Origin of the sequence: Pedobacter albus (assembly GCF_036324255.1) — a bacterium.
In the GTDB taxonomy this organism is placed as follows: Bacteria; Bacteroidota; Bacteroidia; order Sphingobacteriales; family Sphingobacteriaceae; genus Pedobacter; species Pedobacter albus.
This window is the reverse complement of sequence record NZ_JAZDQT010000001.1, coordinates 1,043,077-1,064,502: the sequence shown is the minus strand read 5'-3', so window position 1 is coordinate 1,064,502 and position 21,426 is coordinate 1,043,077. Positions and strand designations below refer to the sequence as shown.

General features: G+C 43.2%; 17 protein-coding genes and 2 riboswitches. Of the genes, 13 read left to right on the top strand and 4 right to left on the bottom strand.

Annotation, left to right across the window (positions count from 1 at the left end):
* Positions 1-36: 36 nt before the first annotated feature.
* Positions 37-2,499 carry a transglycosylase domain-containing protein gene (locus VRU48_RS04540; protein WP_330106737.1) on the bottom strand — a complete coding sequence of 821 codons (2,463 nt, stop codon included), beginning with the start codon at positions 2,497-2,499 and terminating at the stop codon, positions 37-39.
* 498 nt (positions 2,500-2,997) lie between these two features.
* Between VRU48_RS04540 and VRU48_RS04535 the strand changes: the two genes are divergently transcribed.
* The 4 genes from VRU48_RS04535 (at position 2,998) to VRU48_RS04520 (ending at position 7,833) form a co-directional block, all read left to right on the top strand.
* Positions 2,998-3,804, top strand: a complete 807-nt coding sequence (locus tag VRU48_RS04535) for a helix-turn-helix domain-containing protein (protein WP_330106736.1) — start codon at positions 2,998-3,000, stop codon at positions 3,802-3,804.
* 48 nt (positions 3,805-3,852) lie between these two features.
* A complete protein-coding gene (locus VRU48_RS04530) occupies positions 3,853-4,488 on the top strand; it encodes a DUF6624 domain-containing protein (protein ID WP_330106735.1) in 636 nt (211 codons plus the stop codon).
* 163 nt (positions 4,489-4,651) lie between these two features.
* Complete coding sequence (locus VRU48_RS04525; protein ID WP_330106734.1) at positions 4,652-5,533, top strand: polyphosphate kinase 2 family protein; 882 nt, start codon at positions 4,652-4,654, stop codon at positions 5,531-5,533.
* 142 nt (positions 5,534-5,675) lie between these two features.
* Positions 5,676-5,864, top strand: a riboswitch (cobalamin riboswitch).
* Between the two features lie 97 nt (positions 5,865-5,961).
* A complete protein-coding gene (locus VRU48_RS04520) occupies positions 5,962-7,833 on the top strand; it encodes a TonB-dependent receptor plug domain-containing protein (protein ID WP_330106733.1) in 1,872 nt (623 codons plus the stop codon).
* Positions 7,834-8,257: 424 nt separating this feature from the next.
* Here VRU48_RS04520 and VRU48_RS04515 read toward each other — a convergent pair whose 3' ends face one another.
* On the bottom strand, positions 8,258-9,514 hold the full coding sequence (locus VRU48_RS04515; RefSeq protein WP_330106732.1) for a serine hydrolase: 1,257 nt from the start codon (positions 9,512-9,514) through the stop codon (positions 8,258-8,260).
* 496 nt (positions 9,515-10,010) lie between these two features.
* Positions 10,011-10,199, top strand: a riboswitch (cobalamin riboswitch).
* An 89-nt stretch (positions 10,200-10,288) separates the two neighbouring features.
* On the opposite strand from VRU48_RS04515, the gene VRU48_RS04510 reads away from it, so the two are divergent.
* The 9 genes from VRU48_RS04510 to VRU48_RS04470 all read left to right on the top strand — a co-directional run bounded on the left by VRU48_RS04510 (position 10,289) and on the right by VRU48_RS04470 (position 20,186).
* On the top strand, positions 10,289-12,328 hold the full coding sequence (locus tag VRU48_RS04510) for a TonB-dependent receptor plug domain-containing protein (RefSeq protein ID WP_330106731.1): 2,040 nt from the start codon (positions 10,289-10,291) through the stop codon (positions 12,326-12,328).
* Positions 12,325-13,458 carry a YncE family protein gene (locus tag VRU48_RS04505; RefSeq protein WP_330106730.1) on the top strand — a complete coding sequence of 378 codons (1,134 nt, stop codon included), beginning with the start codon at positions 12,325-12,327 and terminating at the stop codon, positions 13,456-13,458. Before VRU48_RS04510 ends, VRU48_RS04505 begins: the two co-directional genes overlap by 4 nt.
* Positions 13,459-13,469: 11 nt before the next feature.
* Positions 13,470-14,609 carry a YncE family protein gene (locus VRU48_RS04500; RefSeq protein WP_330106729.1) on the top strand — a complete coding sequence of 380 codons (1,140 nt, stop codon included), beginning with the start codon at positions 13,470-13,472 and terminating at the stop codon, positions 14,607-14,609.
* Between the two features lies 1 nt (position 14,610).
* Entirely contained in the window at positions 14,611-15,570 is a 960-nt protein-coding gene (locus VRU48_RS04495; RefSeq protein ID WP_330106728.1) for a PKD domain-containing protein, read from the top strand.
* A 37-nt stretch (positions 15,571-15,607) separates the two neighbouring features.
* Complete coding sequence (locus tag VRU48_RS04490) at positions 15,608-16,744, top strand: PKD-like domain-containing protein (RefSeq protein ID WP_330106727.1); 1,137 nt, start codon at positions 15,608-15,610, stop codon at positions 16,742-16,744.
* An 82-nt stretch (positions 16,745-16,826) separates the two neighbouring features.
* Positions 16,827-17,924, top strand: a complete 1,098-nt coding sequence (locus VRU48_RS04485) for a DUF5074 domain-containing protein (RefSeq protein ID WP_330106726.1) — start codon at positions 16,827-16,829, stop codon at positions 17,922-17,924.
* Between the two features lie 66 nt (positions 17,925-17,990).
* Positions 17,991-18,575, top strand: coding sequence for a DUF6580 family putative transport protein (locus VRU48_RS04480; protein WP_330106725.1), 585 nt, complete (start codon positions 17,991-17,993; stop codon positions 18,573-18,575).
* A gap of 224 nt (positions 18,576-18,799) precedes the next feature.
* Complete coding sequence (locus VRU48_RS04475; RefSeq protein ID WP_330106724.1) at positions 18,800-19,492, top strand: SIR2 family NAD-dependent protein deacylase; 693 nt, start codon at positions 18,800-18,802, stop codon at positions 19,490-19,492.
* A complete protein-coding gene (locus VRU48_RS04470) occupies positions 19,485-20,186 on the top strand; it encodes a Dph6-related ATP pyrophosphatase (protein WP_330106723.1) in 702 nt (233 codons plus the stop codon). Before VRU48_RS04475 ends, VRU48_RS04470 begins: the two co-directional genes overlap by 8 nt.
* A gap of 7 nt (positions 20,187-20,193) precedes the next feature.
* Here the strand turns inward: VRU48_RS04470 and VRU48_RS04465 are convergent, their stop codons facing one another.
* Together VRU48_RS04465 and VRU48_RS04460 are read right to left on the bottom strand one after the other, a co-directional pair.
* Positions 20,194-20,835, bottom strand: a complete 642-nt coding sequence (locus tag VRU48_RS04465) for a hypothetical protein (protein ID WP_330106722.1) — start codon at positions 20,833-20,835, stop codon at positions 20,194-20,196.
* Between the two features lie 335 nt (positions 20,836-21,170).
* Positions 21,171-21,419 carry a hypothetical protein gene (locus VRU48_RS04460; protein WP_330106721.1) on the bottom strand — a complete coding sequence of 83 codons (249 nt, stop codon included), beginning with the start codon at positions 21,417-21,419 and terminating at the stop codon, positions 21,171-21,173.
* Between the last annotated feature and the right edge of the window lie 7 nt (positions 21,420-21,426).

The following is a 21,426-nucleotide window of genomic DNA, read 5'->3' as shown; positions in this document are numbered from 1 at the left end:
CAGTTACGGAAATCGACGAAGCGTGGTTTGCTCGGCTTAGTTGTCGCCTCCGTTTTTCTTTCTTTCTTTTTCTTCCTGGCGTTGTTTTCTTTTCAATTCGCGCTCTTCTTTCCTGGTTAGCGGCACCGTAGCCGGTGGCGTTTGTTGTTGTTTGGGCTGTGGTTCGGTAGTCTTTTTTTCTTCTACTTTTTGCACTTCAGGCTCCACTTTAGGCTGTACGGGTTGTTGCTCTTCTATTATAGGCGTGGCTATAGTCAAAGAATCTATTTGTGTACTGTCTGTAGCCGTGGTATCGGTTTGCTGTACCGGAGTAGGGCAATCGATATTTCTGGTAATCGGAACCTTGGCCTTCGGAAACGGCCCATAAGTGTAGCCACTGTTCGGATCGTGGTAAACCTTTTCCATAAATTTGCCAAAAATAGGCAATGCGGTCCGCGAACCTTCGCCTTGTTCGCCATTTTTAAAGTGGGCCGTACGCTCGTCGCAACCCACCCAGATACCGGTAACCAAATCTTTGGTAATGCCCATATACCAGGCATCTACATAATCAGAAGAAGTACCGGTTTTGCCACCGATCTGGTTGTTCTTTTTCCAAAGGTCCCATTCCCATAAGGCCCTTGAGGTACCTCCGGGTTCGTCCATGCCGCCTCTAAACATATACAGCATGAGCCAGGCTATTTCTTCGCTCAGTACGCGCTTGGTTTTGGCCGTAAATTCTTCAATGACATTGTTTTCTTGGTCGGTAATGCGTTCTACCAAAATCGGGTCGGTTTTTACGCCTTCATTTAAAAAGGTACCGTAGGCTTTTACCATTTCGAAAACGGAAACATCGTTTGGTCCCAAACTTACCGAGGGTACCGATTGCAAATGACTTTCGATGCCGCATTCGTGTGCCCATTTCACTACATTATCCCAACCCACTTTTTCGGTTACTTGGGCAGTTACGGTATTCACCGACTTGGCCATGGCCCAACGCAGCGACATTTCTTGGTAGGTATTGTTCCAATCGGCATTTTTAGGTTCCCAATATTCGGTTTTGCCTTTGTCTTGGTAAGCAATTTTAACAGGCTTATCGGTAAATTTGTCGCAAGGGCTCATGCCGCTTTCCAAGGCAGCCAAATAGGCAAAAGGCTTAAAGGTTGAGCCAGCCTGTCTTTTGGCTTGGTTAACGTGGTCGTATTTGAAAAATTTATGGTCTATGCCTCCAATCCAAACCTTGATTTTGCCGGTTTTGGGCTCCATGGTCATCATGCCGGTGTTCATGATCTTGCCATAATAGCGGATCGAATCCATGGTAGAGAACAAAGTATCACGGTCGCCTTTGTAAGAAAAGATTTTCATTTTCTTCTTTTTGTTAAAATAGGCGTCTATCGAATCGGTATTGTTGTTGTATTTTTTTTGCAGCAAGGCATAGATGGGCAGGTTTCTTTTGGCTCTTTCGGGGTAGTCTACTTTTTTACGCTCCGAATCTTCCCAAGGATCTTCATTGCCCCAAACGCTGTAAAATCTTTTTTGCAGGATGCGCATTTCGTCTTGTACGGCTTCTTCGGCATAACCTTGCAATTTCGAATCGATGGTGGTGTATATTTTCAGGCCATCTTCATAAAGATCGTAATTGTTGTCGTTGCACCACTTTTCGAGATATTTGTCTACTGCAGCTCTCAGGTAAGAATCGCCATCGCTGCCATCGTCAACGCTGCCTTGTTCTATTTTTAAGGGTACGGCTTTGTATTTTTCGAGATCGGCTTTGCTCAAATAATTGTATTTGCTCATCTGAGAAAGCACTACATTCCGTCTTTCGAGCGATTTTTCGGGATTTTTGATCGGGTTGTAAGAGGTAGTGGCTTTGAGCATACCCACCAAAACAGCGGCTTCGGGCACGTCGAGCTCATTGGCCTGTTTGTTGAAATAAATTCGCGAAGCGGTTTTGATGCCGTAAGTATTGTTGCCAAACGATACCGTATTGAGGTACATGGTAATGATATCGTTTTTGTTATAGTTGGATTCGAGCTTAATGGCGGTCATCCATTCCTTCAGTTTTGGAATTAAGGTTCTTGCCAAAGGAAGCCGGCCCAATAAGCCCTGCGATTTGTTGTAGCGGATACGGTAAAGGTTCTTGGCCAGCTGTTGGGTAATGGTACTGGCGCCGCCATCTTTGCCCATGCCTACCACGGCGCGCCCCAAAGCCTGGATGTCGATGCCGTTGTGTTTGTAAAAGCGCACGTCTTCGGTAGCTACCAAGGCATTGATCACGCTGGGCGATATTTCGTTGAATTTTACCGGCGTTCTGTTCTCTTTAAAGTAGCGTCCAATCAGCACGCCATCGGCCGTATAAAGCTCAGAACCTACGCGCTGGGCAGGTTTCTTGATGTCGGTATAAGTGGGAGAATAGCCAAACAGCCATAAAAAGTTAAGCTGTAATGCGCAGAAGAATAAAATGACAAAGAAGATAAAAATCGTGATATAGCGAATGTATTTATTTTTTATTTCTTTAAACATGGGATAAAGATGGAAAAAACGTAAAATATTATCTGTTAAATTGTGTTAAAAGTACTGGTACAAATAACGCATTTAACTGCTTAAAGTTACTCAATTAAATTCAAATAAAGTTTTTTGACTTAACAGGGCCGAGCTAGGTTTAATTACTGCCTTGATTTACAATAATTAATGGCCAAATGGGGTTGAAATACTGGGTGTGGGTTCTGTTTGAATGCGCCCAACGGAAACCCCATAAAAAGAATGAGGCCTTAGTCAAGGATGACTTTGGCCCCATTTCTAAATTAACGCTCTCGGATATGTTTTAACAAAAGGTGTGCCAAATTTTTATGGCAGTTGTTTTTACGACAAAAGATTTCATTTACAGTGTTTTTGGTGGTGAAAAGATGGACTTAAGTTGAACAATTGATCAAAAAAATAGGCAGCCTAGATTGATTTGGTCTTTTCATTGAAACACTTTGACGGAAATATACTTTATTTGTAAGGATTGTTCACTATTATATGATGCAACTCGATTTCTATCGCCCTACAGATCCTGCACTCTTTGATTATATAGAAGGTTATTACTTTTTGCGTGGAACCGAAAAGGGCGAAGAGCTGAGTTATTATACGTTTCCGAACAATTTCTTCATCTTGTCTGTGCTCACTGGTTCGCAAGTGGCGGTAGCCGATGGTTATGCAGACTGTACGCCAACCGGCCTGTCAAATTTTCAATCCAACCTAACCTGTAATTATACGGCACCATTGCGGATCAACTATCAGGGGCCCGTTAACGAACTGACCATTTACTTTAAGCCGCTGGGTTTACATGCTTTTGCCCCGGTGGCCAATTATCACCAAAGGGCCAGCTTCGACAATTTTATGCCTTTTGCCGATTTTGAAGAAACCATGGGGAATATATTGGCTATTGCTGATAGGAGCGAACAAATCGAGCTATTGGAGCAATATTGGCTGTCGAAAAAGACATTTGAGCTAGACGAGCTGCTTTTACAAATGCTCAACTGGCTTGACCAAGGCAAGAGCATTTCGGCTATTGCGGCAGATTTGGGAATTTCGAGGCAGTACATGAACAGGCTTTTTTTAAGGCAATTGGCCAAAACACCAAGCGATTTTCGCAAAATCCAGCGCTTTAGAAATGCTGTGGCCGCCAGTGCAGCCACTAAAAACCTGACCGAATTGGCGCTGGGCAATTTTTTCTATGATCAATCTCATTTTATTAGGGATGTGAAGGAGCTGACTTCGCTTTCGCCCAAGGCATTTTTTGAAAAAGCAACGACCAAGCAAGAAAACCTTTGGCTGTATATCTAGTTTACATCCGTACAATTTTAGAATTAAACCGGTTGCTAATTTTGGAGTATGAGAAAGCTATACGTAATTGTTGTTGTCTTGATGGGTTTTAAGGCAACTGCACAAACCAATCCCCGCCTGGCCAAAACCATTGACAGCCTTTATACAGCAGATCAAGCGGTACAGCTTAAGTTTAAGGAGATGCACGAACAGAATGCCCCTGCAGACAGTATCAAAAAACAGGAAACATTAAAAAACGAAACTTTTGTGCGTAACATAAAAATCGTAAAGGATATTTATGCCAAATATGGTTATCCAACTTTTAAAATGATTGGCAAAGAAGCTTCGAACAATTTTTTTGTACTGATACAGCATGCCGATAAAGACCTCAGCTTTCAGCAGCAAATACTTCCTGTTTTAGACAAGCTTTCTAAAAAAGGTCAGGCTTCGAGAAGGAACTACGCCTATTTATATGACCGTGTGCAACGCAACAGTGGAGGAAAACAGCTTTATGGAACACAGCTTACTTTTTCTCCAAAAACAGGATTGTTTGATGCCAACAACAAAATCGTCTATCCGCCAGATTTGGCCGATCCGGAACATGTAAATGCAAGGAGAAAGTCAGTTGGACTCGAGCCCATAGAAGAATATTATGAAACCACTGCTGCATTTCTGGGCTGGAAAAGACCTCCATCGAAAAACTAGGTTTGAAAAGTTAAATGCCTGGCGATACTTTTACTGGCAGTTCCAAAAAGTCGGTTAGGCGCTCGTATAACAACGAAAGGGGACAGACAATTCTTCAAAAGATTTTCATGTAGCGCAAGAAGAATAAATTTTGCTTTATATTTAAAGCTAAAATGCAATGCTTATGAAAATCGACATCAAAAAATATCAGGCCTCTACTCAAAAGAAATTTAAACTTAAAGATTTCGCTACCAGCTATAGTGGCGATTTGGATAAGGAAAAAGGAAAGCTCGAGCTGGAGAAAGCCAAGCTGCAGCTCAGCAACTATCAGGAAAAGCTGTATGCTTCGGGCCAGCAATCGGTTTTGATTATTTTTCAGGCTATGGATGCCGCGGGTAAGGATAGCGCCATTGAACATGTAATGTCGGGACTTAACCCACAGGGCTGCCAGGTATACAGTTTTAAAACGCCAAGCAGCGAAGAGTATCGCCACGATTTTTTATGGCGACATTACAAGGCATTGCCAGAAAAAGGAAAAATAGGCATACACAACCGTTCGCACTACGAAAATGTGTTGGTTTGCAAAGTGCATCCGGAATATGTATTGAGCGAAAACATTCCTGCTTATACCAATGTAAAGCAAATGGATGCTAAATTTTGGAAAAACAGGTACGAAAACATCCGCAACTTTGAAAAGCAGCTGACCGATAATGGAACCGTTATTTTGAAGTTTTTCCTAAACGTATCAAAAGAGGAACAGAAACAGCGCTTTCTGGATCGTATTGAAGATCCTGCCAAAAACTGGAAGTTTGCCGCTGGCGACTTAAAAGAAAGGGCGCTGTGGAAGAAATACATGGAAGCTTACGAAGAAGCCATCCAAGAAACCTCTACCGCTAATGCGCCCTGGTTTGTAGTACCTGCCGATAAAAAATGGTACACCCGCTTGGTCATCAGTCAGGTGATTGCCGAAACATTCGAGAAAATGAACCTCAAATATCCCGTGCTGCCCAAAGAAGAAGCCAATCAGTTGCAAGTGTTAAAGCAACAATTGCTGGACGAAAAGTAAAAGGTTCGAAATAATCGAACAGAGAATAAATATGCGGATTTTTTCGCGTAGCTGGATTTTTAATCGCCATGCTAAAAGCTATTAACCCGTAGTTCTATTCAAAATAAACTGCCGTCTTTTTTTAATCAATCAGAAATAACTTACCTTTGCCTCGCTTTTAGGTTCCTGATCTTTGGATTGGGATTAAAAGGGAATACGGTGTAAATCCGTAACTGTCCCGCAGCTGTAAGCTCTATAACGGTTTTCAAATCTTGGCCACTTTTTCGATCAGAAATGGGAAGGCCGAAAATCGGGAGTAAGTCAGAAGACCTGCCTACGAGTAAATAATTCATAGCTTTCGGGGATTGGAGCTAGGAGTGGGACTAATTTATTTATACCTCATTTCTTTCATTGATTCTGTAGCTGTGGGCACAAAAAAACTCACTACATTGAACAAAACAACCAAATGTATTGCAGCAGGTCTGGGACTTGCGCAATTGGTGCTAATGGGCAGCCAAACAAAGGCCCAAGAGGTACAGTCATTAAACGAAGTCGTTATTGCTGCTACCAAAAACGATCAGAAACAGGCACAAACGGGTAAGGTAGTCAGCATCATTACCAGAGAAGAACTGGAGCGAAGCGCGGGCAGAAACTTGGCCGAACTATTGAACCAACAGGCAGGAATTAACGTGGTTGGTGCCGGCAGCAATTACGGCAAAGACAAAAGCGTATTTTTAAGGGGAGCCGGCAGTGCCTATGCCGTAATTTTGGTAGATGGTATTCCTGTAACCGATCCATCGGGTACCGGTGGTGCCTTTGACTTGCGCATGTTTGCCATCGACCAGATCGACCATATCGAAATTTTAAGAGGCGGACAGTCTACTTTGTACGGTTCTGATGCGGTGGCAGGGGTAATCAACATCATTACCAAAAAAACAGGTACTAAAGGCAATAATGTATATGGCGTTGCCAGTGCAGGAAGCTATAATTCCTACAAAGGAACCATTGGCTTGAGCAGCAAGGTAGATGCCTTTACCTATAATGTAAGCTACAGCCACTTCAAAACCGACGGTATTTCTGAAGCCGCTAATCCGGTAGGCAACACACAGGTGTTTGATAAGGATGGCGTGAAGCAGGACGCTTTAAATGCCAATTTCTCTTTGCAATTAGACAAGCGCTTGAGCATTAATCCTTTCTTGCGCTATTTTTATGGCAAATTTAATTATGATGCCGGACCTTTCGCCGATGCCAACAATACCTCAACGGTTAAGCACTTTAACGGTGGTTTAAATGCACAATATCAGCTGGATAAAGGCAAAATCACCTTGAACTACAGTTATGAGAATACCGGTCGTGTGTATAAAAGCAGTTTTCCTGGCCAATATCAAGGCCGTATGAACTTGGTTGATTTGTTCTATAACCAAAATCTGGGCGAAAAGGTAAATCTTTTGGTGGGTTTAGACAACAGATCGACCGATGTTACTTATTATGGCAACGTATTGAAAAGGCCTAATACCAACCTGTTCAGTACTTATGGCTCTTTATTTTTGCACGACCTAAGTATCTTTAACCTCGAAGTAGGTGGCCGTTACAACAAGCACAACAAATACGGCGAAAACTATACTTATGCGGTTACGCCGAGCTTGAACATTATCAAAGAAGTGAAATTGTTCGGAACGGTTTCTTCGGCTTTCAGGGCGCCAACCTTAGATATGCTTTTTGGCCAATATGGTGCAAACTTGAACCTGAAACCTGAAAAAGCAACTAATTATGAAGCCGGTGCCAGCTTTAATTTCCTCAACGAAAAAATAAGCCTGCGTGCGGTAGCTTTTAAGCGCGATATGACCGATGCTATTATTTATGGCGCTACTGGCTATGTAAATCAAGATAAGCAAAAGGATAGGGGTTTTGAAATCGAACCAGGTGTTACCTTTAGCAAGTTTACCGTAAAAGGCTACTATGCTTATGTAGAAGGCAAACAGACTTCGGGCAATACCGTAACCGATTTCTTGTTACGCAGACCTAAAAACACTTATGGCATCAACGCTGGTGTACAAGCGACCAACGAGTTGTATCTGAGCGCCAACTATAAATTTACCGGTCAGCGTGTAGACAGCGATTTTAGCACTTATCCTTCGGTAAACAAAATGCTGGGTTCGTACAAATTATTGGATTTTTATGCGGAATACGCTTTGGCTAAAAAACGCATTAAGATTTTTGCCGATTTGAAAAACCTAACCGACGAAAAATACACCGAAATTATTGGCTACAGCACCATGGGCTTCAACATGAATGCCGGTGTAAGCTTTAATTTTAAATAACGATCTAAGCTTCTAATCAAGCTAAAAAAAGCCCCGTAAATTAATATGGGGCTTTTTTGTATTTGGCCAATTGGTATTCATCAAAAATACCCATGGGTTTTTAAGGGGATTAGGCTTCCCAATCGCATCGCGAATAATACCTGTATTCTTCATAATTAGGGCAAAACGATTGCACAGAAGGGCACTCTTTTAAAATACAATTGCCTCCCGGTGGACAGCCTGCGCCTGGTCCATAAGGGTCGTAAAGACAAGTGCTAAAACAAGCTTCGCATGAAAAAAGGCCACCAACAACCTGTTTCATCTCATTTCTAGATAAAGTTTTTCCGATCATAACTTTGCGATTTAAAATTAGGGTGATTAATTTGGTTAGTTAATTCTAATATACTAAATCACAGGTTATTATGCAAGATAAAATGTAGAAGTGTTATTTGTTGCCGTAGTCCATTTTATACTTGTCCAAGTTGGGCAAGTGTTTTTTGTTACGGTTCAGTTCATACTCGTAAATGGTACGTCCCAGGTTTTTCATAAAAGGATAGCACACGGTTTCGTATTCGTATTTGCTGTCGTTGTAAATGCCGTCTTCGTTCGATTGCACAACAGCCGTTAAGAAAAACTCGATCTTGTTCTTGAAATCTACGAAATACGAATTGTCGATAATGTAGCCATAGCTATCACCATATTTATTGAAAATCCTGATGTTTGGGTCTAAAGCCACTTCTTTTTCTCGGCCGTAGTACAACATCTTGGCATAGGTTGGCCAAAATTCCTTCGGGTCGTACTTGGGGTAATCGCTTTCTGTTGGCAATTTGCTCATGTAGGTGTAAATGAGCTGGTAATCGGCAGGCGAGAGGTTGAATCTTTCCTTGGCTGGAAATGCTTCGGGCATCATCAGGCGTTTCATCAGCAATTGCTGGTCGCCAACCGTAAATACGTTTTTGTTGGCAAAGCTGTAAGGTTCGTTTACCAATTGCTCCTTGCTATCAATGTAGCCCTTGCCCACCAATAGGTTGGTTAGGGTTAGGGGGTAGTCTTTATCATCGTATTGGGCATCCTGATGGTAAACCAGTTTTCCGTCCTTGTAAAAATCGATGGGATTGGTATGCCTAGCCTGTTCGCCACCATCGCCAATGGCCAGCCTGTTTAAAATACGGCTGTGGTTCATGCCATATTTGTTGAGCTTGGCATTGATTTCGGCCCTGCCAATAAATTCGAACAAACGATTAAAAGCGTCGTTATCACTGGTGAGGAGTATCTTTTTGATGTAATGCGTTATCGAAGGCTTGCCGTTGGGTGCGCTTTCGTCTTTCAATACTTTGGTTTGACCTTTAAAGTTGCTGTCGGTTAGCATGGTGAGGTCGGCACTTAGGCCTTTGCTCTTCAAGGCATTTACTTTTTCGAGCGCAAAGACCACGGCGGCCAACTTAACGGTACTGGCCGGATAAAAATACCGTTGCGGATTGAAGTTATAGCTAAAGGTCTTAAAGCTTGGCTTGTTGTGCTGGTCGCGGTTAACCTGGGTATAGATTACCTGCACTTCGTTTTTGTTGGGATGGTTCAGTACACCTGAAAAAAGTTCGGGCTTGCCTTGCATGAGCTTTGCCAAGAACAGGGTGTCGGTTTGTTGTGCCATGGCTTGGATACTGATGATCAATAATAAAAGAAGGGATGATAGGTTGCGCATAGGCTTGTTTTTAAGTTTAAATATAGGGTTTTAAAATCAGACGCGGTGGGTGTACGGATAACTTAGCCACAGGTTATGATTTAAAATGAGGATATTTCTTTTTTTGTTGGTGAAGAACACCAACAATGGCTTCAAAAGAGCTATAAAACGCTTCATCAAATCTGTTTAGCTGTCGCCATGCTTGTGTTTAGGTTAACAAGATGTATTGGTAATTAGCCACAGGTTAGAATGTAAAACAAAGATGTTTCTTTTCCCGTTGGTGAAGAACACCAACAAGAGCTATAACACAGAGCTATAACACAAGAGCCATAATACGCCTTATCAAATCTGTTTAGCTGTGGCTAGGCTTAAATTGACTTGGCAGTGTATTGTTGGTTAGCCACAGCTAGACAGCTTATTGGCTTGATAGGATTGCGGTTAAAACCATCACAATCTTTAGCCGACCCTCTAATTGTAACATCTGTCTGCGTTTTTTTGCACCTCTGCCTAATTTGGCTATATTTGCATCGCTTTTGGTTCCCGATTTTCGAATTGGGATTAAAAGGGAATACGGTGTAAATCCGTAACTGTCCCGCAGCTGTAAGCTCTGTAACGGTTTTCAAATCTTGGCCACTTTTTCGATCAGAAAGGGGAAGGCCGGAAACCGGGAGCAAGTCAGAAGACCTGCCTTTAGCATTACGATTTCATAGCTTTCGGGGATTGAAGCTAGGAGTAAATGCTTGTTGATACATGCTCCTTCATTTCTGTTTGCTGTGGGTTTAACTCACAACAAAAATGACAAAAAAGAAATTGGCCTTTTTTGAAGGCTATGTTGCTTTTATTGGTTTCGCCGTAGTGGGAATGCTCTGCGCATTTCAAGGCATTGCCTTTGCCCAAAACACAGATACCTTGGGCAAGGTTAACCAATTGCAAGAAGTAAAAATAAACGAATACCGGGTTAGCCGACAAAGCCTGTCGCCGGCTCCGCTACAGCTTTTAACCGCCCAAGACCTCAAACGAATCAACAGTTTGTCGGTTGCCGATGCCATTCGGTATTTTTCGGGTGTGCAGCTTAAAGACTATGGCGGCATTGGTGGACTTAAAACCATTAATGTACGGAGTATGGGTAGCAACCATACTGCGGTTTTCTACGACGGCATTCAGTTGGGCAATGCGCAGAATGGTCAGGTAGACTTGGGCAAATATTCGCTCGATAACCTGGAAGAGATAGCCTTGGTTAGTGGCCAAAGCGACGAACAGCTGCAACCGGCCAAAAGTTATGCTTCGGCCAGCGCCATTTACCTAAAAACCCGCATTCCTGCTTTTGACAATAAAAAATACAACCTCACGGCTAATTTTAAAACCGGCGATTTTGGCCTCATCAATCCTTCATTGGTTTACCAACGTAAAATCAGCGACCATCTTTCGGCCAGTGTAAGCAGCGAATACATCAAAGCCAACGGAAAATACAAATTTAGGTATACTAACGGTGTTTACGATACCACGGCGATACGAAACAATGGCGATGTAAACCGGTTCAGGCTCGAAACGGCCTTATTTGGCCAATTGAACAAACAGGGCAAATGGCATGCACAGCTTTATTCCTTCTTGTCTGACAGGGGATTGCCAGGGGCTATTGTAGCAAATAAATTCGATTACAACCAACGTATTTGGGACAGAAATTTCTTTGCGCAAGGCAGTTTAACCCAAAAATTTGGAGAACGCCTTACGATTTTGGCCAACACGAAGCTGGCTTACGATTATACCCGTTTTCTCGATCCAGAATACATTACCCTTAACGGCTTTCTCGATAATCGTTTTCATGAAAGGGAAGCTTATGTTGCTCTATCGGCCAATTACAAGCTCACCGATAGCTGGCAAGTATCTTTTGCTTCGGATTACCAATACCAAGACCTTAAGGCCAATCTTTATCGATTTGCCTATCCTCGCCGAAACACCTTTTTAAATGTGCTCAGTTCCTCGTTCAAACTGCCAAGGTTCGAAGTGCAGGCCAACCTATTGAGCACCACGGTAAACGACGAGGTAAGGGAGTACAGCTCGGCTGGAAACAAACAGGTGTTTAGTCCGGCCTTGCTGTTTTCTTGGAAGGTTTTTGAAGAGTCCAATTTCAGGCTGAGGGGTTTTTACAAGGATATTTTGAGGATGCCCACCTTCAACGATCTCTATTATACCTTTATCGGCAATACCTTACTCAAACCCGAGTTTGCCAAGCAATACGATTTGGGTTTTACCTATCAAAATTCCTTCAAAAAACAGCGCCTTGCTTCTATAGAGGTTCAGGCCGATTTTTACTACAACCAGGTTAAGGACAAGATCATCGCACAGCCTGGAGCCAACCTGATCCGCTGGATCATGTACAATTTGGGCAGGGTTGATATCAAAGGAGCAGAGCTGAACCTAAAAACCGGCTGGAGTTTGGGAAAAGAACTCGCCGTTGGTACAGCCATCAACTATACTTTTCAACAGGCCATTGATGTAACCGATCCCTCGGAAGAAAATTATAGGCAACAGATTCCCTATATCCCTAAACACAGCGGTTCTTTCTTGGCCAAAATCGATTACCGCAACTGGCGCGCCAACTACAGTTTCATTTACACCGGTTATCGCTATAACCAAAAAGCCAACATCATTTACAACTATATGGAGCCTTGGTACACGCACGACCTGGCTTTGGGCTACGAATTCAAGCTCAAACAGGCCAGTTTTAACCTCAATGCAGAAGTAAATAACCTGCTTAACCAGTATTATGATGTTATTCCAAACTTTCCGATGCCCGGCAGGAATTACCGTTTAACCCTAAACTTTAAGCTATGAGCAAAAGTAAAATACATCGCCTTTTGATTGTTTTTCTGGTGCTAGGCTTCGTGGCTTGCCGGAAAGATCCGATGCCTTTGCCAGCCGAAGTCAGCAGGGTAGAACCCGAGCCCACCTCGGCGATTAAAGGTTTTTATTTGGTTAACGAAGGCAACATGAACATGAACAAGGCTTCGTTGGATTACCTTGATCTGGTGAATGGCATTTATACCCGAAACCTGTACAACCAGGTAAATCCCGAAGCAACCAAAGGCCTGGGCGATGTTGGCAACGATATTGGCATTTATGGCAATAAATTGTACGTAGTGGTCAATATTTCTAACAAAGTAGAAGTGATGCAGGCAAAAACAGGTAAACGTATTGGTCAAATCAACATCACCAACTGCCGCTATGTAACCTTTAATAATGGCAAGGCTTATGTAAGTGCTTATTTGGGCAAGGTAGGCGACCCCACAGCACCCAATGGCATGGTGGCCGAAATAGATACGGCAAAGCTAACCATTAACAGGACGGTAGAGGTAGGCCGGCAACCCGAAGAAATGGCCATCATAGGCAATAAGCTTTACATTGCCAATTCGGGAGGCTATAGTCCGCCGAACTACGAAAGTACGGTTTCGGTTATCGATTTAACTACTTTCAAAGAAATCAAACGCATTGAGGTGGCCATTAACCTGCATCGCCTAAAAGCCGATCGCTATGGCGACCTCTATGTAACCTCGAGAGGCGATTACTACACCATCCCATCGCGCTTGTTTGTGATCGATACCCATACCGATCGGGTGAAAAAGGTATTCGATATCGCGGCCAGCAACTTGGCCATTGATGGAGACTTGGCCTATTTGTACAGCACCGAATGGAACTATATCCAGGGCAAGAACACCATCAGCTACCACATGATCGATGTAAAGAACGAAATGCTGCTCGACCAGAAATTTATAACCGACGGCACCGAAAAAAACATCAAAATCCCTTATGGAATCGCGGTAAATCCGATGAGCAAAGATGTATACGTAACCGATGCCAAGGATTATGTAACACCCGGCAAATTGCATTGCTACAATGCGCTAGGCAAATTAAAATGGTCTGTTACCACTGGCGATATCCCAGCCCACATTGCTTTTGTTTATTAATTAAATCAGATATGAGAACTATTCACAACAAACAGTTTAAAACCATGGTGATCGCCATTTTATGGGGTACACTATTCGCCAGCTCCTGTAAAAAGGACCGTACACCAGCACCAATCCCAAAAGTTCCGGAAATAGCAGGCACTAAAGGCGTTTATATGCTTTGCGAAGGCCTTTGGGGCATGAACAACAGTGCCATTTCCTACTACGATATAGCTACCAATACCGTAGAAAAAGATAGGTACAAAAAGGTAAACAAAACCGATTTGGGCGAAACGGCCAACGATTTGAAAGCCTATGGCAGCAAAATGTACTGTGTGGTGGCCGGTAACCAGGGCGAAGCCAAGTCGTTTGTAGACATTATCGATATCGCTACCTGCAAATCACTGAAAAGGATTTCGTTTAACAGTGCCAACGATGGCTACATGCCAAGGTTTGTGACTTTTTACAGGAACAAAGCTTATGTATCGAGGTACGATGGCAAAATCAGTCGCATTGACACAGCATCTTTGGCGGTTGATGGCGAACTGCAGCTCATGAACGGCGCCAACAAAGCCGAAGGTCTCGAAGAACTGGCAGTGGCCAACGGAAAATTATACGTAACCAATTCATCGCATCCTTTTTATCCAAACGGCTTAAAAACCAAGGTTACGGTTATCGATTTGGCTTCGTTTACCAAGGTTAAGGATATTGAAGTAGGCAATAACCCGGTGAGAATTGCCGCGGCTGCCAATGGCGATCTGTATGTGGTTACCTGGAACGATTATATCATTTTCAACAATCCATCTCTGGTACGTATCAACAGTACAACCGATGCCGTGGTACAAACCGAATCTTACGATTTGGGCGCTGTAAACATTGTGAAAGACCAAGCTTGGGTAAGCCAGGATGTTTACACCAATCCAGCCGTTAAAGCCATCAACTTGGCAACTGGCAAATTGGGCAACAGCCTGATTACCGATGGAACAAAAATAACCACGCCTTATGGCCTCACCGTAAATGGTTTCGACCAGTCGGTAGCAGTTGCCGATGCCATGAACTACAATTCCTCCGCGGGTCAAGCCTACATTTTTGGAAAAGATGGCAAGCTGAAATACAGTTTCGCTACTGCGGGATTGCCACAACATGCCGTGTTTAATTATAGCTACAAATAAGATGAGGGAGTATTCATTAAAACGAGCCTTAAAAAGTTCGGCATTGTTGCTGTTGCTCTTTGTGCTTGCCTGTAAAAAGAACAAGGAAGAAGAAAAGCCGGCACCAATCATACAAAGTGCCTACATCAGTAAAATATACGAATACAAGCCGGCACCCGGCCAGTTCATTAACGATGCGAGCTATGGCACTTTGGCCAAAGCCAATGCGTTGATTGATGCCAGCGATAACGGCCTGTTGTCGTTGGGCGCTTTTGGAGGCTATGTGGTATTCGGTTTCGACCATCCGATTAAGAACGAAAACGGCAAAGATTTGGGCATTTTTGGCAATCCGTTGATTGGCGATGGAGGCGAATGGTCTGAACCGGGTATTGTTTGCGTAATGCAAGATCTTAATAACAACGGCTTGCCCGATGATGGCGAATGGTACGAACTGGCAGGTAGCGAATACAACGCAGCCGAAACCCGAAAAAACTACAAAATTACCTACTACAAGCCAAGTACGCTTGCCGATGATATCCGATGGACGGATAACCTGGGTAATGAAGGCTATGTGCTCAGGAATTCATACCACAACCAGGCTTATTATCCAAACTGGATCAACGAAACACAGCTTTCTTTTGAGGGCACCTTGCTCAAAAATACCTTGCTCGAAGGTGGCCTCATTACCAATCTGCCGTTTTCTTTTGGTTATGCCGACAGTGGATCGCCGGAATATTTGAATTTGCAAAGCCTTTTGGGCAGGGGCTACAATGCTTTCGACATCGATTGGGCGGTTGACCGAAACGGCAAAAAAGTGGCATTAACGCAGGTCGATTTTGTAAAGGTGTATACTGCGCAAAACTGCAATGGCAATCCCTATCATCCGGTAACTACCAATCCGCGTTCGCGCTACCTCGGCGAAATATCGACAGAAATTGCCGGTGCCATCGACATCCGGCTATACCAACAACAGAAAAAATAACAATTAATTTATAAGACAAGGCTAATCCTAAAAAAAAATGAGAATCATTAACTATCTATTGCTCGCTACCTTATTTGTTTCAGTGCTATCGTCCTGCAAAAAGAACGATGTGGCCAAACCCCCGGTGCCTATTTTGGGCAGCGTTTATCCCGATGTATCGGTTAAATTGGCAGAAAAATATGCCTTTAAAGTAACCACGCTCAATGGCGAAACCTTTAGCAACGAGTGGACACTTGATGGAAAAGTGGTGGGCACCGATTATACCTACAGTTTTACGCCAACCGTAGCGGGTACCTATACTTTAGTGTATAAGGCCACCAACGAGGGCGGAAGCTTTAGCTACACCTACAAAATCACCGTTCCGGTTCCCGTGGTTGCCACCACGCCAAGCAGCAGCAAGTACATCAGCAAGGTTTTCGAATACTTGCCAGCGCCGGGTCAGTTCATTAACGAAACGAATGTAGGTTCGTTAGAACAAGCGCAAAAACTGGTTGGCAATACCAACAACCTGTTAACCTTGGGTGCCTACGGCGGTTACGTTGTTTTTGGTTTCGATCACTCGGTAAACAACCAAACCGGTTACGATTTGGCCATTTATGGCAATCCGATAGGAGGTACAACGCCTTGGGCCGAACCCGGAATTGTAATGGTAAGCCAAGATAAGAATGGCAATGGCCTGCCCGACGACGAATGGTACGAATTGGCCGGAAGCGAATACAACGACCCTGCTACCATCAAGAACTACGAAATTACCTACAAAAATCCGAAGGCCTATGCCAATGTAACCTGGACAGACAACCAGGGCAACAGCGGTTCGGTAGACATCAATACCTTCCATAAACACAATTACTACCCAGAATTTGCACCCAATCAAGAAACGCTTACTTTTAAAGGCACCTTGCTCAGGTCTACCTGGGGCAAATATGGCAGCATCTTTATCAATTCGGCTTTTGCATGGGGCTATACCGACAGCTGGTCTATTGGCGACGATTACCAGAATAACCGCTACAATGGCTTCGATATTTCCTGGGCCGTAGATAAAAACGGCAAAAAAGTAGAACTGAAAACCATCGATTTTGTAAAGGTATATACCGGTCAGAATGAAAAAGGCAATACCCTTTTGGGAGAAATTTCTACAGAAATCAAAGGCGCTACCGATTTAAACATCAAATAGACAATACCTTCTTTGGGCTCCTGTGCTGTTTGCTGGCAGAGGAGCCTTTAACTGCACTTATCATACAATAATATCAACACAAATGAAACCATTTACACTATCCAAATCATTATTATGTGTAGCCTCGGCTGCACTTTTGCTGTTCTCCTGTAAAAAAGACCAAGTTAACGAACCGGCTCCAGTAGTTCAGGGCAAATACGAAAACGGCTTTTTTATGGTGAACGAGGGCTGGTTTGGACACGGTACCGGCGAAATCAGCTTTTACGACTACACCACGAAAAAGATAACCGACAGTATTTTTAAACGCGAAAACCCAAGCAAAGATTTAAACCCCACGAGTTCTACTTTACAGTTCGGGACGATTTTCAACAACAACATGTACCTGGTGAGCAAGGTTGGCGGACCTATGGTAGTAGTTGATGCCTTGACTTTTAAAGAAAAGGGGCGTATTGCGGCCAAGGGAGGCAATGATTGGCGAGCCTTTTTAGGCATCGACCAAAATACAGGGCTCTTGAGCAGTTCTTCGGGTGTGTACATGGTAAACCTGAAAACCATGAGCGCCTACAGCAAACTGGTTGGAGCCGATGGCCAGATTGGCGATATGCTAAAGGCCGGTAAATATATTTTTATGCACAGCGCCACCAATGGCATGCTGATTTTCAACGCCGACGATTATAGCCTAAACCAAAAGGTAAAAGGCGTAACCATGGGATTTGCCCAAACACCAAATGGGAAAGTGTGGTATACTGGTGGCAAGTACCTTTACGAGGTTGATCCGCAAACCTTGGCCAAAGATAGCGTTGACCTCAAATTTACGACCTATGCAGCCTGGGGTGCCTGGCATCCGAGCTCTATAGTGGCATCCACTAAAGAAAACACGGTTTACGTATTGAAAAATGCCAGCTTTAGCGGTGGTAACGAAGTTTATCGTTACGTATACGGCAATAAATCGTCGGTTGATGCACCATTGATCACCAATCCAGCGCAGCAAATATTTTATGGAAAAGGAATAGGTTTCGACGGCAGACAAAACCAGCTGGTTATCCAAACCGTGCAATCGGGTTTTGGTGCTAATTTTGCCATCAACAACCTGTTTTTTTACGATCCCAATGGCAGCCTGAAGCAAACTATCTCTTACGAGGGGTATTATTTTCCTTCGCTAAGCGTGTTCCATCAGTAAGGCTTTAAACTAAACTCTTTTATATTATCGATAAATAAGCTAGTTTTGTGAGTAAAATAAAGAATAATGGAAAACAAGTTTAACTCGAGAACACTAGTACTGCTATTGTTTATGGTTGTCATCATTGGATTAAGGGTAATTGCGCCGCTTTCTCCAGATTTCAAAGTCATTGCCAATTTCTCTGCAATTGGTGCGGTAGCCTTATTTGGTGGTGCTTATTTCAAAAATACGTTTAATGCCTTTGCCTTGCCTATGCTCGTTTTGTTATTGAGCGATATCGGCCTTGCACAGGTGATGGGCAAAGACTATGGTTTTTATCAGGGATGGTACTATACCTATATCGCCTTTGCGCTGATGGTATTGGTAGGTAGGGTTTTGATTAAAAAAGTAAACATCCAAAATCTGTTTGTAGCTAGCTTGGCTGTAGTTTTTATACACTGGATCGTTTCCGATTTCGGTGTTTGGCTGGGTTCTACAACCTATCCGCAAACCTTGGCCGGTTTTTGGGCCTGCCTGGTAGCCGCTATTCCTTTTGAGCTCAACTTCCTTTACGGAACCTTGGCCTATACGGCTTTGATGTTTGGCGTATTCGAAAGTTTAAAAGCGAAATACCCTGTTTTGAGCCTAAAAAGAGATATTGTACACTCGTAACAAATAAAATATTCGAAGAAGCCCTTTTGTACTAGCGTGCAAAGGGGCTTTTTGTTTAAATTAGCAGATTCAAAGCCGCCAATATGACTAGCAACCCTCGCCGGCTTTTGAGCGATAAGCGTATAAACCGATGAAACTGCCATGGGCAAATATCCGTAAATAGGGTAATGCCAATGATTTCCGTTTGCAGCAATGTGCAATTTCATCGCCACGAAAAAATAGTGATGAAAAAAAGACTAGTAGTTTTAACGGGAGCAGGCATCAGCGCAGAAAGCGGCCTTAAAACCTTCAGGGATTCTGACGGACTATGGGAAGGCTATAACGTGAGGGAAGTGGCTACGCCAGAGGCTTGGGATTGGAATCCGGTATTGGTACAGCAGTTTTATAACGAACGCCGCAAGCAGGTACGCGCAGCCCTGCCCAATGAAGCGCATCTGGAACTGGCCAAACTTGAAGCCCATTTTGATGTCCATATCATTACCCAAAACATAGACGACCTGCACGAAAGGGCAGGTTCTAGCCAGATTGTCCATTTGCATGGACTCATTACCCTGGCGCAATCCGATCAAAACCCAGCGCTTGTTTATCCCATAACCGGCAACGAAATTAAAATGGGCGAATTGTGCGAACTAGGCTCGCAGCTAAGGCCTCATGTGGTTTGGTTTGGCGAAGCTGTGCCCATGATTGAAACCGCGGCCAATATTTGTGCAACTGCCGACCTGTTTATGCTGGTAGGCACCTCGCTGGCCGTCTATCCGGCCGCTGGATTAATTGACTATATACCCAAACATGTACCTAAATATATTATCGATCCTAAAATCCCATCGGTAGAGCGCTATCACAATTTGATCAAAATTGAAAAATCTGCTACTATAGGCTTAAAAGTGGCTGCCGATTTATTAAAACAACATGTCTAATCGCAAAAAAGCCGTATTTAACTGGAGCGGAGGGAAAGACAGTACGCTGGCCCTTCACTATGTATTACAACAAAAAGAATTCGAAATCAGCTATTTGCTCACCACGCTAAACGATTCCTTTAATCGTATTGCCATGCACGGCGTAAGAGAGGAACTTTTGATAGCACAAGTAGAAAGCCTAAAGCTCAACCTGCTGCAAGTAAGATTGCCCGAAATGCCCAACATGGAAATTTATGAGCAGATTATGGGAGGACAACTGAGCAAGCTTAAAGAAGAAGGCATTAGCCATGCCATATTTGGAGATATTTTTTTGGAGGATTTGAAGGTCTATCGGGAAAACCAATTGGGACAGCTTGGTATGTTGGCCGTTTTTCCGCTATGGAAGGGCGATAGTTTGGAACTGGTACGGGATTTTATAGAATTGGGGTATAAAACCATTGTAGTAGGAGCCGAAGATGGACTGCAGGATTTTTGTGGACGGGTAATAGACCACCAATTTTTGGATGACCTGCCCAACTATGTCGATCCTTGTGGCGAAAATGGAGAGTTTCACACTTTTGTGTTTGATGGCCCCATTTTCGAAAAACCGATTAATTTTACCTTAGGCGAAAAGGTTTTTAAGGCTTTCCCTAAATTTAACCAAGAAGACCTGCCTACGGGATATTGGTATATCGATCTTATCCCTGCCGATTAGCAAGCGCTTATTTGTTCTTTTTATTGAACAGCTTGCTCAGGTTGGGTTTAATGCCTACCGTAAGTGGTACGGCGCTAAAGCTGCGGTTCTGTATTTTGCTGAAACCCTGCATGTAGCTGGCCTCGATAAAGAGTGAAGCCCCGCCAATATTGTATTCTGTGCCCAATCCGGCTTCTATCATGCCCATGCCGTTGCTTTTGTTGTCGAGCGTAGCCAAGTGCCCGCTTTGATCGATGGTAACGCGTGGGGTAAGGATAATCCCGCCACCGCCACCGGCAAAGCCGTACCAGGCAAATTTACCGTTGATATGCCGATAGCCCAAAGCCAAGTTGAGCAGGTAGGTGGTAGTTCTCGCTTTTTTTAACGAATGGGTATAGCCTTCATCAGGGTTTAATTCCTGGTAACCGTAAGCATGCAAACTTACCTTGGGATAAAGGAAAAGACCTTTGTTGCCGAGCCCTAAATTTAAACCTAACGATGTAGAAAATTTGGGCTTTAAATAATCCGTGCTTTCCCCAACTGGAAAAGAGAAGCCGATGCCACTCATGCTGTAAAGTTTATCCTGTCGGGTAGGAGAATCCTGTGCTTTCAGTGTGGCCGTTATACAGGCCAATAAGCTACAGGCTATTGCCATAATATATTTTTTCATTCGATAGTTTTTGCTGTTTAAATACAACAGCATAGGCAGTGTTTTGTTTGGTTGGCTAGGTAGCAATGGTACTCATGGCGCAAAAACAAAAAATGCCCAAAGATGGTCTTCTTTGGGCAAACTTTGCATTTATTTGGCTAAAATAGTAACCAGAATAATGTTCTGTTTGTTATTATAATTTATTTATTATCAATAAGTTATAATTATTATCATGAAGTAATTGTTTTAATTTGGGTTATTGAAATAGGGTCTAGGTAGTTAAAAATAAAGAATAATATTCTGTATTGAAATTAAACTCCTTATTTTACAGTTAGTTATACTTCTTAAGTGAATGATTACTGTTTTCTTTGGTAGGCAGCGGAGAAATCACTTCGCATGGTTTTGAAACGCTCGGTAACTGTGTTTAAAAACTCCTCATCAAGCATTTGGAAAACTTCGTTTGCTCCTCCTCCCATCAGGTCGAGCTCGGCTAATTTGTAGCTTTGTTCCAGTTGTCCCTGTTCAAATTTGACAATGTATTTCTGGTTCATGCTAAACAGGGTGATCTTGAAATTCGGGTGTGGCAATTCGGCAACTATCCTCATGTGTTAT

Bases quoted from the DNA above. Each gene is read 5' to 3' on its own strand.
- VRU48_RS04475 (WP_330106724.1), top strand. From the start codon at position 18,800: ATGAAAAAAAGACTAGTAGTTTTAACGGGAGCAGGCATCAGCGCAGAA.
- VRU48_RS04530 (WP_330106735.1), top strand. From the start codon at position 3,853: ATGAGAAAGCTATACGTAATTGTTGTTGTCTTGATGGGTTTTAAGGCA.
- VRU48_RS04480 (WP_330106725.1), top strand. From the start codon at position 17,991: ATGGAAAACAAGTTTAACTCGAGAACACTAGTACTGCTATTGTTTATG.
- VRU48_RS04525 (WP_330106734.1), top strand. From the start codon at position 4,652: ATGAAAATCGACATCAAAAAATATCAGGCCTCTACTCAAAAGAAATTT.
- VRU48_RS04500 (WP_330106729.1), top strand. From the start codon at position 13,470: ATGAGAACTATTCACAACAAACAGTTTAAAACCATGGTGATCGCCATT.
- VRU48_RS04515 (WP_330106732.1), bottom strand. From the start codon at position 9,514: ATGCGCAACCTATCATCCCTTCTTTTATTATTGATCATCAGTATCCAA.
- VRU48_RS04465 (WP_330106722.1), bottom strand. From the start codon at position 20,835: ATGAAAAAATATATTATGGCAATAGCCTGTAGCTTATTGGCCTGTATA.
- VRU48_RS04540 (WP_330106737.1), bottom strand. From the start codon at position 2,499: ATGTTTAAAGAAATAAAAAATAAATACATTCGCTATATCACGATTTTT.
- VRU48_RS04485 (WP_330106726.1), top strand. From the start codon at position 16,827: ATGAAACCATTTACACTATCCAAATCATTATTATGTGTAGCCTCGGCT.
- VRU48_RS04505 (WP_330106730.1), top strand. From the start codon at position 12,325: ATGAGCAAAAGTAAAATACATCGCCTTTTGATTGTTTTTCTGGTGCTA.
- VRU48_RS04490 (WP_330106727.1), top strand. From the start codon at position 15,608: ATGAGAATCATTAACTATCTATTGCTCGCTACCTTATTTGTTTCAGTG.
- VRU48_RS04470 (WP_330106723.1), top strand. From the start codon at position 19,485: ATGTCTAATCGCAAAAAAGCCGTATTTAACTGGAGCGGAGGGAAAGAC.
- VRU48_RS04495 (WP_330106728.1), top strand. From the start codon at position 14,611: ATGAGGGAGTATTCATTAAAACGAGCCTTAAAAAGTTCGGCATTGTTG.
- VRU48_RS04535 (WP_330106736.1), top strand. From the start codon at position 2,998: ATGATGCAACTCGATTTCTATCGCCCTACAGATCCTGCACTCTTTGAT.
- VRU48_RS04510 (WP_330106731.1), top strand. From the start codon at position 10,289: ATGACAAAAAAGAAATTGGCCTTTTTTGAAGGCTATGTTGCTTTTATT.
- VRU48_RS04460 (WP_330106721.1), bottom strand. From the start codon at position 21,419: ATGAGGATAGTTGCCGAATTGCCACACCCGAATTTCAAGATCACCCTG.